Annotated in this window: 14 protein-coding genes; 9 read left to right on the top strand and 5 right to left on the bottom strand. The window is 37.6% G+C overall.

Going from position 1 to position 16,811, the window contains the following annotated elements:
• Positions 1-109 precede the first annotated feature (109 nt).
• A complete protein-coding gene (locus tag OQX64_RS08195; RefSeq protein ID WP_088302367.1) occupies positions 110-973 on the top strand; it encodes an OmpA/MotB family protein in 864 nt (287 codons plus the stop codon).
• Positions 974-1,263: 290 nt separating this feature from the next.
• Here OQX64_RS08195 and OQX64_RS08190 read toward each other — a convergent pair whose 3' ends face one another.
• A complete protein-coding gene (locus OQX64_RS08190) occupies positions 1,264-1,785 on the bottom strand; it encodes an RNA polymerase sigma factor (RefSeq protein WP_088302368.1) in 522 nt (173 codons plus the stop codon).
• Between the two features lie 298 nt (positions 1,786-2,083).
• Between OQX64_RS08190 and OQX64_RS08185 the strand changes: the two genes are divergently transcribed.
• From OQX64_RS08185 to OQX64_RS08150, 8 genes are all read left to right on the top strand, one after another.
• On the top strand, positions 2,084-2,317 hold the full coding sequence (locus OQX64_RS08185) for a hypothetical protein (protein WP_265818390.1): 234 nt from the start codon (positions 2,084-2,086) through the stop codon (positions 2,315-2,317).
• 186 nt (positions 2,318-2,503) lie between these two features.
• Positions 2,504-4,375: a malto-oligosyltrehalose trehalohydrolase gene (gene treZ, locus OQX64_RS08180; RefSeq protein ID WP_265818389.1), complete on the top strand. Its 1,872-nt coding sequence runs from the start codon at positions 2,504-2,506 to the stop codon at positions 4,373-4,375.
• Positions 4,368-8,429: a malto-oligosyltrehalose synthase gene (gene treY, locus OQX64_RS08175; RefSeq protein WP_265818388.1), complete on the top strand. Its 4,062-nt coding sequence runs from the start codon at positions 4,368-4,370 to the stop codon at positions 8,427-8,429. Before treZ ends, treY begins: the two co-directional genes overlap by 8 nt.
• Positions 8,430-8,651: 222 nt before the next feature.
• Entirely contained in the window at positions 8,652-8,816 is a 165-nt protein-coding gene (locus OQX64_RS08170; RefSeq protein WP_265818387.1) for a hypothetical protein, read from the top strand.
• 524 nt (positions 8,817-9,340) lie between these two features.
• A complete protein-coding gene (locus OQX64_RS08165; RefSeq protein WP_265818386.1) occupies positions 9,341-9,910 on the top strand; it encodes a UbiX family flavin prenyltransferase in 570 nt (189 codons plus the stop codon).
• Between the two features lie 130 nt (positions 9,911-10,040).
• Positions 10,041-11,363, top strand: coding sequence for a tRNA (N(6)-L-threonylcarbamoyladenosine(37)-C(2))-methylthiotransferase MtaB (gene mtaB, locus OQX64_RS08160; protein ID WP_265818385.1), 1,323 nt, complete (start codon positions 10,041-10,043; stop codon positions 11,361-11,363).
• Between the two features lie 353 nt (positions 11,364-11,716).
• Positions 11,717-12,865, top strand: a complete 1,149-nt coding sequence (locus tag OQX64_RS08155) for a prolipoprotein diacylglyceryl transferase (RefSeq protein ID WP_265818384.1) — start codon at positions 11,717-11,719, stop codon at positions 12,863-12,865.
• A 51-nt stretch (positions 12,866-12,916) separates the two neighbouring features.
• Positions 12,917-13,711 carry an inositol monophosphatase family protein gene (locus OQX64_RS08150; RefSeq protein ID WP_265818383.1) on the top strand — a complete coding sequence of 265 codons (795 nt, stop codon included), beginning with the start codon at positions 12,917-12,919 and terminating at the stop codon, positions 13,709-13,711.
• A 169-nt stretch (positions 13,712-13,880) separates the two neighbouring features.
• On the opposite strand, the gene OQX64_RS08145 is transcribed toward OQX64_RS08150, so the two are convergent.
• The 4 genes from OQX64_RS08145 to OQX64_RS08130 all read right to left on the bottom strand — a co-directional run bounded on the left by OQX64_RS08145 (position 13,881) and on the right by OQX64_RS08130 (position 16,673).
• Positions 13,881-14,432 (bottom strand): NifU family protein, encoded by a 552-nt coding sequence (locus tag OQX64_RS08145; RefSeq protein ID WP_265818382.1) that lies wholly within the window; start codon positions 14,430-14,432, stop codon positions 13,881-13,883.
• 86 nt (positions 14,433-14,518) lie between these two features.
• Entirely contained in the window at positions 14,519-15,865 is a 1,347-nt protein-coding gene (purB, locus tag OQX64_RS08140) for an adenylosuccinate lyase (RefSeq protein ID WP_265818381.1), read from the bottom strand.
• 232 nt (positions 15,866-16,097) lie between these two features.
• Entirely contained in the window at positions 16,098-16,319 is a 222-nt protein-coding gene (locus OQX64_RS08135) for a hypothetical protein (RefSeq protein WP_088303018.1), read from the bottom strand.
• Positions 16,320-16,451: 132 nt separating this feature from the next.
• Positions 16,452-16,673 (bottom strand): hypothetical protein, encoded by a 222-nt coding sequence (locus OQX64_RS08130; protein ID WP_029284797.1) that lies wholly within the window; start codon positions 16,671-16,673, stop codon positions 16,452-16,454.
• Positions 16,674-16,811 lie beyond the last annotated feature (138 nt).

Below are 16,811 nucleotides of genomic sequence, written 5' to 3'. Positions count from 1 at the left end.
CCAATTTAAGATTGATTAACATCCTTTAACAGTGCTTAGGAAGGGTTTTGAATATTACGGCAAGGAATTTGTTAATTGATAAGCTGATCAATAATAAAAAAATAAAAATATGAAATTTTACAAATCAATCCCGATAATGCTCTTGGCTGGAGTGATGATTTCCGGTTGCGTAAGTAATAAGAAATATACTGAACTTCAGGATACTTATTCTAAATTAAGAGAAAGAAATCAAGAGCTAAGTAATAAATACCAGGATAGTCAGCGAGAGCTTTCAGGTACAAGCAGCAGGGTGAAAAGCCTTGAAGAACAAATTGCTTCAGAAAAATCAAATGTTGCTGCCTTACAGGATGCTTTAAACAAATGTTTAAACTCCAGTAACCAGGGGAACGTGAACATTTCCAAACTGGTGGATGAAATTAACAGTTCCAATAAATATATTAAGCAACTGGTAAATGCTAAAAATAAAAGCGACTCGCTTAATATGGTGCTGACCAATAACCTGACCCGTTCTTTAAGCCGGGAAGAGCTTAGTGATGTGGATGTTCAGGTCTTAAAAGGTGTCGTATATATTTCATTGGCTGATAACATGCTTTATAAATCCGGTAGCTATGAGGTTTCTGATAAAGCTGGCGAAACTCTAAGCAAAATTGCCAAAATCATTAAAGATTACAGTACTTATGATGTGCTGATTGAAGGTAATACCGATAATGTGCCGATCACACAGCCGAATATTCGTAACAACTGGGACTTAAGTGCTTTAAGGGCGTCATCAGTTGTACAGGTATTACAAAATAAATATCAGGTAGATCCAAAACGATTAACGGCCGGAGGTCGCGGAGAGTTTAACCCTGTTGCCGATAATAATACACCAGCAGGAAAGGCACAAAACAGGAGAACACAAATTATCATCACCCCTAAGCTTGATCAGTTTATGGATTTGATTGGTAAAGCTCCGGAACAATCACAGAAATAAAATTTATAGATATTCAGGGCAGTCTCTTAAGGGCTGCCCTTTTTTATGCAAGAAATAATTGTTTAAGATAAGTTTAACCAACCTTATGGAAGCAAATAAATCTTAAACAGTGCTCAAGAAATGCCCGCTGGGGTGTATTCAAAATACTTCTGCACTTACCAGGATGTTAAATAAGCCTCAGAATGGGTGCAAGGCAAAGGCTTACCGGTCGATTTTGAATTGGCATTAACATCAGAAAATCAGGGACACAAAAAAGCCCCAGCTGATAAACTGAGGCTTTTCGCAGGTTTTTATGCTTTATAAGCTTCCTTGGCGTAGGTTTTTAAATATTTTTTGAGCATTTCTCTCGCCACATGGATTCTGGTTTTTACGGTTCCAAGCGGAATCTGCAATTCATCTGCAATCTCGTGGTATTTAAAACCTTCAAAATATTTAATAAACGGAACACTGTAAACCTCCGGCAAATGATTCAATGCTTTCTGAATATCATCTACAATCATCTTACCCACACTTGCATTACGTTCAGAACTATACATCAGGTTAGCTGATGATATTTCATCGTCTTGTGTAATCAGGGTTTTTGCTTTTGCAGATTTACGGTAATTGTTAATAAATGTGTTTTTCATGATGACAAACAGCCAGCCTTTAAAATTGGTGCCTTCCTGAAAATTCTGATAAAATCTGATGGCTTTCAACATCGTGTCTTGAACCAAATCGTTAGCATCTTCGATGTCTTTTGTGAAATTTAAAGCATGCATTTTAAGCGAAAGAGAGTGGCTGTTAACCATGTTGTTAAATTCGAATTGTGTCATGATGTTTTAGGTTAAGGATGTGCAATCAAACGAACAATAGTTATACCAAAAGATGCGGTTGCAACTATTGGTCTGATTTTAAAATCGGATCAAAAAATAGGTCTATGATATGATTAAAGCGTTTTAGGTATTTTAGAGCTTCGCTGTTCATTTGCAGATAGCGTATAAATACGGGGGTTTATACTCAATAGAATTTTAGTTTCCTTACAGTACTTTTCTAAGCTGCATAATATTCCATACAGCATTTAATTAAAACTTTTTACACCAATAAATACTTTATTTTAATAAATCCTCAGACATGGAAGAATTAATGAACCAGGTAAAAAGCTTCCTGGGTAGCAAGGCACAAAACATTTTTAAAAAAGGACCTGCAGCAATTGAAATTAAAGTTAAGGAGGGAGTTGATGCCCAAAAATTAGCTGAAGATTTAAAGCAACATATCGTCGCCCTGATTAGTGAAGATACCATTGCCATGATAAGTTTGGTTGACCATCGTGTGATGCCGGTGGATCATTTCTCACTGAATCAATAATCATTCAGGACGAGATATTTGTTTGGTTGTCCAAATGGAAAACCATTGTATCAGATTCTTGTTCTATGGCATAATGAAAGAAGCTTTTCAACCTGCAAATCTTATAAATGGATATGGCCCGGTTCAAATTTGGTATGGTAAACAAATAACGAAAGCGATTGTCAGTTGAATCCTGTATAAACAAATATGGAAATAGATATCCGCAAAAGAAAAATAGGTTTAAACTTTAATGAAAACGGTGCAGCCGAAATTTACCTCTGGGCCCCTTATGCAACCGGCGTTTCATTGCTCACAAATGGCAGAAAAATCAGCCTGATTAAAGAAGATTATGGCTACTGGTTTTTGAAAACCAGCCAGATCATTGAAAATGATGCATATGGCTTTGAAGTTTTGCAGTCGGAAGATGCCTTTTCATCCTCTAATGAGATAAAATACCTGCAACGGGCAGACCCGGCTTCATTGTGGCAGAAAGAGGGAGTACAGGGAAATTCAACGGCCTATAAGCTTAATGCATTTAAATGGACGGATCAGCAGTGGCAGGGAATACCATTGGAAGAATTCATCATTTATGAACTACATACCGGAACCTTTACAGAAAAGGGAGATTTTAAAGCTATTGAAAATAAAATCAGGTATTTAAAAGAATTGGGGATTACGGCTATTGAACTGATGCCCGTTGCTCAGTTCTCCGGTGATAGAAACTGGGGTTATGATGGTGTTTTTCCATTTGCCATCCAAAATTCTTACGGTGGGCCTGAAGCCCTTTGTCAACTTATTAATGCCTGCCATGAAAATGGGTTGGCGGTAATTGTAGATGTAGTTTATAATCATATGGGCCCTGAAGGGAACTATTTTAATGATTTTGGACCTTATTTTACGGATAAATATCAAACCCCATGGGGGCAGGCCATTAACTTTGATGATGCCAATTGTGATCCGGTTAGGGATTACTTCATCGAAAATGTGTTGATGTGGTTCCGGGATTTTCATGTAGATGCCCTTCGCCTGGATGCCGTGCATGCCATTAAGGATTTTAGTACAACCCATATCCTGCAGGAAATACGGCAACATGTGGACCAACTTTCTGCTTATACCGGAAAATCTTATCAGTTAATTGTTGAACTGGATTTAAATGATCCTAAATATATTAATACGATTGACCGTGGTGGCTATGGGATGGATGCCCAATGGGCTGATGAATTTCACCATGCTCTGCGCGTTACAGCGGGGCAGGAGCCTAAGGGATATTATAAGGAATTTAACGGTATTGAGCACCTGGCAAAAGCTTATAAAGATGCCTATGTTTATGACGGGCAATATTCGCCACACCGGCAAAAGAAATTTGGTGCCACGGCAACCTATAATGAAGGAAGACAATTTGTTGTTTTTTCGCAAAATCATGATCAGGTCGGCAACAGGATGCTTGGAGAAAGAACCAGTGAATTGCTGGGTTTCGAAATGTCAAAAATACTGGCGGCAGCAGTATGTTGTAGTCCTTTTTTACCTCTTATCTTTATGGGTGAAGAATATGGCGAAACCAACCGTTTCCAGTTTTTTACCAGCCACAGCGATCATGATTTGATTAAAGCCGTAAGAAAGGGAAGAAAATCTGAATTCGCCGCATTTCACCATGATGAGGAAACACCTGATCCCCAAAATATCGAAACTTTTCTTCAGTCAAAGTTAGACTGGGGAAAAATCAATCGCTCTTCTCACCATCATATGTTGCAATATTATAAAGCATTAATTAGTCTGCGTAAAGATCACCCGGCACTTTCTGTTTTAAATCGGAAAAATTTAAAGGTAAAAGCCATTGCAGCACAAAACTGTTTAATACTGGAGCGCTGGCACGAAGATGAGCGGATCTTATGCCTCATGAATTTTTCTAGCCAGGCACAAGTGTTGCTTCTGAAAGAACACGCCCGGAAATACCAGAACATCTTTAACTCCGCATCTGTCATGTGGGGTGGCACAAGTGATGATGAACCTGTTTCATTTACCGAAAAAATAACCGTATTACCTGAATCGATCCTAATTTTTCATTGTAAAAATGTATAAACCTTCCAGCACCTACCGAATCCAGTTTAATCAGGATTTTACTTTTCAATCGCTCCGTAACATCATTCCATATCTTAAAAAATTAGGGATAGATACAATATATGCTTCACCAATTTTTGAATCTTCCCCCGGAAGCATGCACGGTTATGATACCATTAATCCTCATAAAATAAATCCCGAAATAGGAACCGAAGCAGAATTATACCAGCTTTCTGCTGATTTAAAAGCTGCGGGAATAGGCTGGCTGCAGGATATTGTACCTAACCATATGGCTTTTCATACCGGTAATGCCTGGCTGATGGACGTATTGAAAAATGGAAAGAAATCTGCATATTCCTCTTTCTTTGACATTGATTTTTCGCATGAAACCAAACTGATGGTTCCGTTTTTAGGGGAAGATTTAAATGATGCCATTGCCAATGGTGCGCTGCAGCTAACGGCTGAAAATGGGGAATATTACCTTTGTTACGGAGGAACCAACTGGCCGGTTAGTGAAGCAACGAAGCAAAATCTTCAGGGAAAAAATAGCTCATTAATCAATAGCCGTAAATCTGAATTACTCGAAATCGTCAACCAACAGCATTACAGGCTGTGTAACTGGCAGGAAACTTTTCATAAAATCAATTACAGGCGGTTTTTTACTGTAAATAGTTTAATCTGCTTGAATATTCAGGATAAAGCGGTATTTAATACCTATCATGAATATATTTTCAAATTTGTACAAGAGGGTATTTTTCAGGGATTACGTATAGACCACGTTGATGGGTTATACGATCCGAAAATGTATCTGGACAGGTTAAGGAAAGCGATTGGCGATGAGGTATACGTTGTGATTGAAAAAATTCTTGAATATGAAGAAAAACTTCCGGCAGACTGGAATACGCAGGGAAATACAGGTTATGATTTTCTGGCCATTACCAATAATCTTTTCACTAATCAAGCTGCACAGCAATCTTTTAATAAACTCTATCAGCGAGTAACGGGTAAATCACAGGATCTGGAAGTGCTTATTCATGAAAAGAAAGAAACTATTTTATATGAGCACATGAGTGGCGAACTTGATAATTTATATCAGTTGGCTAAAAACCTGGAATTGATTGCTGATACGGATGAAAATGAGATTGGTGCCGATATTCTTAAAAAAGGAATCGGTGAAATGATGATTCAAATGCCGGTTTACCGCTATTATGATTACCAGTTTCCTTTAAAAAATGACGCTTTAAATCAATTGACGAAATTAATTTCTGGAGTGATTATTCAGGATGAATTAAAACCGGCAGGAGCTTTTTTGACGAAAATTTTTATTGAAAAGCCTTTGCAGGGAGATGCAGTTTACCTTAAAAATATAAGTCAGTTCTACCAACGTTGTATGCAGTTTACCGGTCCGCTAATGGCTAAAGGAGTAGAAGATACAGTAATGTTTACTTATAATCTTTTCGTTGGCCATACTGAAGTGGGTGATGCACCGCATGCATTTGGAATTTCTATCGAAGATTTTCATTCAAAAATGATAGAGAGGCAGGAGCAATGGCCGCTTTCATTAAATGGGAGTGCTACTCACGATACTAAAAAGGGCGAAGATGTAAGGGCAAGGTTAAATGTACTGACAGATCTTCCGGAAGATTGGATCAAGGTTGTGGAAACGCTTTTAAAAACGACCAGCCAGCTCAAGGAGGAAAATGAATCTTTTAAAGCGTTGCATAATAATGATATGTACCTGGTGATTCAAACCATTTTAGGTGTGCTATCCATGCCAGGTGAAGATACGGATGATATTCACAACCGTTTGGCCCAATACATAGAAAAAGCCTTGCGTGAAGCCAAAAAACGATCAGGTTGGGCATCGCCGGATGAAGATTACGAGCAGTCTGTTAAAGATTTTGCAACAGCTTTAATAAAACCCGGGCACAGTGGCAATCAGGCCATTCCTCAATTTATTGAAAAAATTGCAGATTTTGGTATCATCAACAGTTTATCGCAACAGGTTTTAAAATTTACCTGTCCGGGTATTCCGGATATTTATCAGGGCACCGAATTGTGGGACTTAAGCCTGGTAGACCCTGATAACCGCAGACCCGTAGATTATGATAAGAGAATCCGTTTTCAGTCTGAACAACAGGATCAAACCTTGAAGGAGTTATGGGAAGAACGTTATTCTGGGAAAATAAAACTGTGGTTAACCCAGCGTCTGGCAACCGTCAGAAAAAATCATGCTCAAATTTTTGAAGATGGCCAATACATTCCGCTTCAGGTTTCAGGAAAATTTAAGCACAATGTTGTTTCCTTTGCCAGGTATCACCGGCAGGAATGGATAGTGGTCACCGTTCCATTAGGCTTAGCTGCAGTGGCGAATAAGGATACTAAAGCCGCTAATAAGTTTGATTGGGCAGATACAGAAATTATACTTCCCGCAGGGGCACCGGTGGAATGGGATGATTTGATTACAGGCGCATCCGGCGTGAAAGATATATTGAATAAAGGCATCTTGATCAATCAGGTTTTAAGTGAAGTGCCGGTGGGATTAGTCAAACTTAAATCCAAAGAAAATGACCGTTCCGCAGGTATTTTAATGCATATTAGTTCCCTGCCGTCTGATTATGGAATTGGCGATATAGGGCCAGAAAGCAGAAGTTTTATTGATTTTCTGACTGAATCCGGGCAAAAATACTGGCAGATTTTGCCTGTGAACCCTACAAAATCCGAAAACGGCCACTCCCCATATTCCAGTAATTCTGCCATGGCCGGTAATATTTTACTGATCAGTCCTGATTTACTGCGGTCAGATGGTTTATTGAAAGAAGCTGATCTGAAAAATGCTCTACTCGAATCAACTGATCAGGTTGATTATGACCGCGTGGAACAACATAAACATCATTTACTGAAATTGGCTTATCATAATTTCAGGGAGTCACATCATTCTGAATTGCGCAAGTCTTTTGAAACGTTTTGTGCCGCAGAAAAAAGTTGGCTTCATGATTTTTCCTTATATGTAACCATTAAAGCCAATAACAGGCAACAGGAATGGTACCATTGGCCTGAACAGTTAAAAACAAGTGATCCCAATGCGTTGGCAGAGTTTATTGAACAGTTTGCCGATGAAGTAGAGGAAATTAAATGGCAGCAGTTTATTTTTTTTAAGCAATGGCATGAACTGAAAGATTACGCCAATCAGCATGGTATTCAGATCGTAGGTGATCTTCCATTTTACCTCGACCTGGATTCGGTAGAGGTATGGTCTCATCCATCATTTTTTAAGCTGGGCAAAGATCTGAAACCTCTTAAAATCGCCGGGGTTCCTCCCGATTATTTTAATGAAAATGGTCAGCTCTGGGGAATGCCGATTTTCAATTGGGAGGCCATGAAAGCAGACCGGTATACCTGGTGGGTAAACCGACTTAAAAAAAATATGGAATTATTTGACTTACTGCGACTGGATCATTTCAGGGCTTTTTCTTCTTTCTGGGAAGTTGATGCAAATGCAAAAACGGCGATTAACGGAAAGTGGATAGATGGACCTGGAAATGACTTTTTTGAAGTCATAGAAAGCGAATTAGGGCAGTTGCCATTTATTGCTGAAGATCTGGGTGAAATTACCAGTGACGTGGAACAATTGCGTGAAAGATTTAAATTACCGGGGATGAAAGTGCTGCAATTTGCCTTTGGAAGTGATTTAATAAACACAACACATATTCCGCATAATTTTAGTTCTTCAAATTGTTTGGTTTATACTGGTACACATGATAATAATACCCTTTTAGGTTGGTTTAAAGAGGATGCTGATGACAACACCAAAAAAAGACTCGATATGTATTTCGGCTTCAGCCAGAATGAAGAAAATATCTGTCAAACCATTTTGAGGGCAGTATATTCCGCTGTTGCGGCAATAGCAATTGTACCTGTTCAGGATATCCTGAATCTGGATGAATCTGCAAGAATGAATACTCCTGGCAGAAATTCCGGGAACTGGAAATGGCGCTTAACCAAAGAAAAGTTAGATAATAGCCTGATTGACTGGTTAAAGATGGAAATGGAACGATGTAACAGAAAACGTTAGTGATGATCAATACATCGTTTTCCAAACTTTTCAGTTAACGGCTTTAATAATGAGGGACTTAAGTTCGTGATTTAAATTTTAAAATAAGTTTAAAACCAAATTATAGAGCATAAAGTTGTGCTTACTATTAATTATGTGTATTTTTAAATCTACTTTATTGCTATTATTGCGAAAATTTTGGATTTAATTATGAATATTGGAAGATCAGGCATAATTGTTTACATGAATACAGAAGAAAATTATGGAACCATCCTGGATGAAAATTTTCAGGATATCTATTTTTCTCTGATTAATCTACCCCTGGAAGCATATATCTATGCCAAGGTATCCTTCGAAATTCAATTGTTACTTAAAGGCTTAGAGGCGACCAATATTTGCTTGTTGTAAATCTTTGAACCCGGTAAAACGGTCTTACATAGGTTAGCATTTCGTTAATGATTTATTGCATCATTTGAATGATCTTATTTCTGAAAATTTGCAGCACTATTTGTATTTTTTTGGTATAAAAAACAATATTTAGTAAACATTAAATTAATAACTAAATAATATCAAATCAGGTGATTGTCTGATAATTCTTGGATCTGGTATACAATAAGCATCATTTATAATTTAATTATTGTAGAATTTATATTACTTTTTTAAAGTATTTCGTTTGAATAAATTAAAAAATAGTGATCTTAAAATGAAATTTTTAAAATTATTTAGCTGTTAGTCAGTGTGTTAATTATTTTTTCAGCCCTATCCTTTAATTTTACATAATTTAACGTTTCCACTTTATCTTTTCTTGAAAAAATATATATATTTGTTCTTACCCTTTCGAGGGTATGTTTTTCATAGGTAGATGTAGGGTCGAATACTTGTATTCGGCCCTTTTTTGTTTTTTGGAGTATTTAAAAATGTATGTTTGTGGTATGATAAAGAAGAAAGTTGTTGTTGCAGTTACTGGTGCCAGTGGATCAATTTATGCTAAAGTTTTGTTCGATAAATTGATAGAACTTCAAGATCAAATTGAGGCTGTTGGTGTGGTAATGAGCGATAACGCAAAAGAAGTTTGGCAATTTGAATTAGGAAACCAGAACTATGCCGATTATACCAATTTTACTTTCTTCAGCAAAAACGATTTTAATGCACCCTTTGCCTCAGGTTCAGCTAAGTATGATACCATGATTATTGTGCCCTGTTCTATGGGAACATTAGGTCGCATTGCACATGGCATATCAAACGATTTGATTTCAAGAGCGGCTGATGTGGTTTTAAAAGAACGCAGAAAACTAATTGCCGTAGTAAGAGACACGCCATTCAGTTTGATTCATATTAATAACATGAAAACAGTTACAGAGGCAGGAGGAATTATTTGTCCGGCGAATCCTTCTTTCTATAGCTTACCAAAAACAATTGAAAAAGTAGCCGGAACAGTGATCAGCAGGGTGCTGGATTTGGCTGGTTTTGAGCAGGAAAGTTATCGCTGGCAGGAAAAATAGCTCCGTTTCAATTGCATGGTGATAGCTGAGAATTGCCAATTGATCACCTAATGTTATCTTACTGTAATTTATCAGTTCAGCAGGATCCATTCTGTCAACTCCGAACTTATTTCTTATCTTTGCAGGCTCAATGAAAAAGGTCGCGTTTTATACATTAGGTTGTAAATTAAATTTTTCTGAAACCTCCACAATCGGTCGTTTATTTACCGATGCAGGTTATGCTGTGGTTGAATTTCAGGATCAGGCTGATGTGTATGTGATCAACACTTGCTCTGTTACGGAGCATGCGGATAAAAAATGCCGTAAAGTAGTTAAAGAAGCTTTAAAATATTCTCCAAATGCTTTTATCACCATTGTTGGGTGTTATGCTCAGCTCAAGCCACAGGAAATTGCTGAGATTGAAGGGGTGGATATGGTTCTGGGTGCAGCGGAGAAATTTAGAATTGTAGAATATATTACTGATTTAACCAAGCAACCTAAAGCGGTGGTTCATCAGCAAAACATAGAAAAAGTAAACCATAATTTCATTGCATCTTATTCTATCGGCGATAGAACGCGTACTTTTTTAAAAGTGCAGGATGGATGTGATTATCCTTGTACCTATTGCACTATTCCATTGGCGCGTGGTGCCAGCCGGAGTGATACCATTGAGAACGTGGTGAACAGGGCTAAAATGATTGCAGAAAGTGGGGTAAAAGAAATTGTGCTTACCGGTGTTAACCTTGGTGATTTTGGCATTCGAAATGGCGAAAGGGAAGATAAGTTTTTTGATCTGGTAAAAGCATTAGATGAGGTTGAAGGCATTGAAAGAATTCGCATTTCATCTATAGAACCAAATCTGCTTAGTAATGAGATTATTGAATTTGTAGCCCTGTCTAAACGTTTTGTGCCTCATTTTCATATTCCCTTACAATCCGGATCTGATAAAATTCTGGGCTTGATGCGTCGCCGTTACCGTAGAGATTTATACGTGGAGCGGGTAGCAAAAATTAAAGAAGTAATGCCGCATTGCTGTATTGGTGTGGATGTAATTGTTGGCTTCCCCGGCGAAACCAAGGATGATTTTCTGGATACCTATCAGTTTTTAAACCAGCTGGATATCTCTTATTTGCATGTATTTACCTATTCCGAACGTGAACTGACCGTTGCAGCCGAAATGAAAGGTGTTGTATCCGGTAGCGAGCGTAACGAAAGAAGTAAGATGTTGCATATCCTGTCGGATAAAAAACGCAGGGCTTTTTATCAGTCGCAGATTGGCAGTAATGCAGAAGTGCTGTTTGAAGCTGATCAAAAAATGGGTTATATGCATGGATTTACCAAAAACTATGTAAAAGTACGCGCTAAATATGATCCGGTAATGGTAAATGAGCTAAAGGCTGTTAAGCTTCTCGAAATGACCCCGGATGGCGAGGTTGAGGTGGCTGAATTGGAAACAGCTTACGCACATCATTAGCATTTAATTAACATGCTGAATTTAGTTTAGTACCCTTTGAGTCAATATCCTCAAACAAGTTTAAGAAAACGTTTTTCTCGTAAATCGTTAATTGCGAGGAGGTAAACCCGACTTTTTGGGAAGCAATCTACTTTTGTGGCATCTATGACGAAGATTTCAGCAAATGAAAAATCTGATTCGCAACGACGAATTTTTTATGGAAGCTTGTACCAGTTCCAATGCTAAATTGATAGCAGCCGACTTTACCGACACTTATTAACAATTAATCTGCTTTTTCTTTTCATCTTTAGTGCTTTAGTCTTTCCGCTTTAGCCTTTCAGCTTTCTTTCCTATCTTCGCAACAAATTATTTGTATGTTTCCTACCGTCTCCCATTTTTTAGAATATTTATTTGGTATTAACCTGCCATTGCCGTTTAATACTTTTGGCGTTTTTGTAGCGCTGGCCTTTGTGGCCGGGTATTGGGCTTTTACCAAAGAATTACAGCGGAAGGAGTCGTTAGGAATTCTTCATCCCATTACTAAAACAATTATAATTGGCAAGCAAGCCACCACCTCTGAGCTGATCATGAATGCCTTATTTGGATTTTTAATTGGCTACAAACTGGTATATGCCCTCTTAAATTATTCTTTGTTCGTGAGTGATGCCCAATCCATTCTGATGTCGGCCAGGGGCAATATTATTGGTGGTTTATTATTCGCCGCTTTATTTGCCTATTGGGATTATAAGGAAAAAGATAAAACAAAATTAGATCAGCCAAAAGAAACTAAAGTAACCATACATCCTTACCAGATCATGAGCAACCTGATTGTATGGGCCGCAATATGGGGTTTTCTAGGGGCTAAATTTTTTGACAATTTAGAATATTGGGATGATTTTGTTCAGCATCCTATTGAGCGTTTGCTGTCGTTCAGCGGTTTAACCTTCTATGGTGGGTTGATTTGTGGTGGTGCAGCAGTGCTGATTATTGCCAGAAAAAATGGAATCAAGCCATTGCATATGCTGGATGTTGGTGGGCCGGGCATGATGCTGGCCTATGCGGTAGGACGTATTGGCTGTCATTTATCGGGCGATGGCGATTGGGGAATTGTGAACCCACATCCAAAACCTTTCTCTTGGTTGCCTGATTGGTTGTGGTCATATACCTATCCAAATAATGTAGTGGGTGAGGGTATTCCCATCCCGGGCTGTACAGGTAAATTTTGCAATGAGCTGGCACAGGGCGTTTATCCTACGCCATTATATGAAGTAATTGTATGTTTAATCCTTTTTGCCTTCCTGTGGAGTATTCGCGATAAAATTAAAGCACCAGGCCTGATGTTCGGTATCTACATGATCCTGAATGGTATTGAACGCTTTTGTATCGAACTGATTCGGGTAAACTCGAAGTACCATGTATTCGGATTATCGTTTACACAGGCAGAGATGATTTCGACGTTCCTGGTTATTGGAGGGATTGCTTTAAGTGTTTATGCACTCCGGAATAAAAATGTGGTCAGTTAATTTAGGCAAAAGCTTAATCAATCAACATCCAGCTATTTTTAATATAAATTTATGAATTACGAATTAATATGTAATAAGGTCATCTCCATTGTCAGGCTAACCGGAAATTTCATCCGCAAAGAATCCTTACAATTTGATGCGAGTAAAATAGAATACAAGGGTTTAAATGATATGGTTTCTTATGTTGATCAGACAGCAGAAAAGAAACTGGTTCAAAACCTTGAAAAATTAATTCCCGATGCGGGTTTCATTACAGAAGAAAAAACGATGACCAGGGTTGGAAAGACCTATACCTGGATTATCGATCCTTTAGATGGGACTACCAATTTTATACATGGCATTCCTGCCTACGGGATCAGTGTTGCTTTATATGAAGATGGTTTACCTGTTATCGGTGTGGTTTATGAATTGAACAGAAGTGAAATGTTCTATTCTTATAAAGGTGGCGAAGCTTTTATGAATAAGAAACAAATTCACGTTTCTAATAATCCAGATCTACCTTCCAGTTTGCTGGCTACTGGCTTTCCGTATTATCAGTTTGATAAACAAGCTCAATATTTAAAGTTGCTGGAAGAAATGATGCAGAAATGCCATGGCGTTCGCCGCATTGGTGCTGCAGCAATTGATCTGGTTTATACCGCCTGCGGTCGTTTCGATGCTTTTTTCGAATACAATTTACAACAATGGGATTTTGCAGCCGGATGTTTTATTGTTCAGCAGGCTGGTGGACAGGTTTTTGATTTTTCAGGTGGAGATGAATATTTTACCAAACGCGAAATACTGGCCACCAATGGCAAACTGACTGCTGAAATGCTGGAAGCGATTAAGAGGCACTTTGTACTATAAGTTGCTTTTAAACCCGGGGAGCAGTTCCATCATCATCTGAAACAAGATCGTAATATAATTAGCATCAATATTATCTAATAAGAGTTTTTTTAAGTTCATTTAAATAAAGAATGGCTCGCTTTTCGGCGAGCCATTCTCATTATGGTAATCTACTATGAAAAATAGGCAATTATAAGGCTTCAGATACCACTTCAGTCACTTCAGGAACCATTCTCTGTAACAGGTTCTGAATGCCTGATTTCAGCGTAATGGTTGAAGATGGGCAGCCACTGCATGATCCCCTGAGTTCTACGGTTACCACACCCTCATCAAACGATTTATAGGTAATGGCACCACCATCCTGCTCCACAGCCGGACGGACGTAATCATGTAAGATTTGCTGAATTTTTATTTCAGTTTCCGTACCTTCAAAAGATGGCGCTTCTTCCGAAGTGGCTTCTTTAATTTTTAATTCAGATTCTACCGCACCTTTTACAAATTCCTTTAAAATGGCTTCAATATCAACCCATTCCGCATCATCTGTTTTAGTAATAGTTACAAAGTTGCTGGCAAAAAACACGCCCGACACAAAGTTGAATTTAAATAACTCTTTGGCGAAAGGAGAATGCTCTGCACTTTCTTTTGTGGCGAAATCCTCACTACCGTTAATCAGCAGCTTATTTACCATGAATTTCATGGTAGCCGGGTTAGGAGTCTGTTCTGTATATACGTTAATCGTCATGTCTTAATCAATTTGAATAAACAAAATTAACAATTACTCATTAATAAAGCTTTTACAGGCTGTCTGTTTAGCGTCAATTTAATTACTTAGAAAATGCCTGTATAGTTAAATGGTGTGATGGTCCGCAACTGCACTTTTACGGCTTCTGCCACTTCCAATCCTTCAATAAATACAGCGATACTGTCTGCATTAATTTTGGAGTGGGTTCTGGTTAGTTCCTTCAGGGCTTCATATGGGTTTGGATAATTCTCCCTGCGTAAAACGGTTTGAATCGCTTCAGCCACAACTGCCCAGTTGGCATCAAGATCAGCATGTAAAGCAGATTCATTTAGTAAAATTTTGTTTAATCCCCTTAAGGTGGATTGAATGGCAATAATGGTATGTCCGAAAGGAACACCAATATTTCTTAGTACGGTAGAATCTGTTAAATCCCTTTGCAAACGTGAAATCGGAAGCTTGGCTGCAAAAAATTCGAATAATGCATTAGCAATCCCGGCGTTTCCTTCAGCGTTTTCAAAATCAATTGGATTTACTTTATGCGGCATAGCCGATGAGCCAATTTCTCCGGCTTTGATTTTTTGTTTGAAGTAGTTTTTGGAAATGTACGTCCAGATGTCACGGTCTAAATCAATGATAATGTTATTTATGCGCTTCAGGGCATCACATTGTGCAGCAAACTGATCGTAATGTTCAATTTGCGTGGTATGTTGTGCCCGGGTTAAGCCCAAAGTTTCCTGAACAAACTGATTGGAAAAATCAACCCAGTTTACTTGTGGATAAGCGATGTGATGTGCATTGAAATTTCCTGTTGCACCACCAAACTTTGCACTGTTGGGAATCGACTTTAAATTTTCCAGCTGAATGTTCAAACGGTCTGCAAAAACAAGAAATTCCTTTCCTAGTTTTGTTGGAGAGGCCGGCTGTCCATGTGTATGTGCCAGCATGGGAATGTCTTTCCATTCGGCAGCCAATGCTTCTATCTTTGCAATCAATGTGGAAATTGCCGGATAATAACTTTCTTCTAAAGCCAGTTTAATAGAGTAGGGGATTGCCGTATTATTGATGTCTTGAGAGGTAAGTCCGAAATGGATAAATTCTTTATATTCCTGAAGGGCCAGGCTATCAAATTTATTTTTAATAAAATATTCCACCGCTTTCACGTCATGGTTGGTAACTTTTTCTGTTTCCTTAATTTCTAAAGCATCAGTTTCAGAAAAATTTTCATGAATTTGACGTAAATCTGTATACTGGTTTTTATCAAATTTTTCCAGTCCAGGAAGGTTAGCCTCGCATAATGAAATAAAATATTCAATTTCTACAAAGACACGATATTTAATTAAAGCTTCTTCAGAAAAGTAAGCGGATAAACTTTCGGTAGTTTTTCTATATCGGCCATCTATTGGCGAAATGGCTTGTAGTGATGTTAAATTCATTATGCGGATTATTTTTGCCGCAAATTTACTACAATTGATGGAATTTCCGGACTTTCAGCTTGAAAGAAATCCCTTTATGAAAAGAAAACATACTGAATACTGTAATGTGTAACTTATATTGGCTTAGGGTGTGGAGTTGCAACCAAGAGCAAAATGGTTTTTGGTTTGCTTTTTCATGAAAAAAGGTATTGATTCGAAAATCAATACCTTTTTATTTAATAGGAAGATTAAACTAGTGTTTAACTTCTTCAGTAGTTTTAGTAGTTGCTTTTACAGTAGTATCTTTTACAGTAGAATCTTTAACAACAGTATCAACACCTGTTGTATCTGTAACGATTGTAGAAGAATCAGTTAAAGTTGTATCAGCACCATCAGCTTTTTTTTCTGAATTACATGCTGCAACTGATAAAGATAAGGCTAGGGCTAAAAAGCCTAATTTGAATGTATTTTTCATTTTAATTATGTTTTAGGTGAATATATACCTTTATATACCCATTATGTAAAAAGGTAACCCTGTAAAATAGAAAAAAAATAAAAATGGCCTTAAAAATTAATTTAAGGCCATTTTTTTATAATTAAAGTCAGACTAGTGTTTAACTTCTTCAGTAGTTTTAGTAGTTGCTTTTACAGTAGTATCTTTTACTGTAGAATCTTTAACAACAGTATCAACACCAGTAGTGTCAGTAACGATAGTAGAAGAGTCAGTTAAAGTTGTATCAGCACCTTCAGCTTTTTTTTCTGAGTTACAAGCAACAACTGATAAAGATAAAGCTAAAGCTAAGAAGCCTAATTTGAATGCATTTTTCATGTTAAATATTTTTTTAGTAATTAATTAATTTACCCTTAATACAGTTAAATCAAAAAGGTAACCCAAAAAGGTTAAAAAAAGTAAATAAAAATAAAAATGGCCTTGAAAGATACATTCAAGGCCATTTTTTATAAGTAA

Source organism: Pedobacter sp. GR22-10 (assembly GCF_026239715.1).
Lineage (GTDB): Bacteria > Bacteroidota > Bacteroidia > Sphingobacteriales > Sphingobacteriaceae > Pedobacter.
This window is presented reverse-complemented; position numbering and strand designations above follow the sequence as displayed.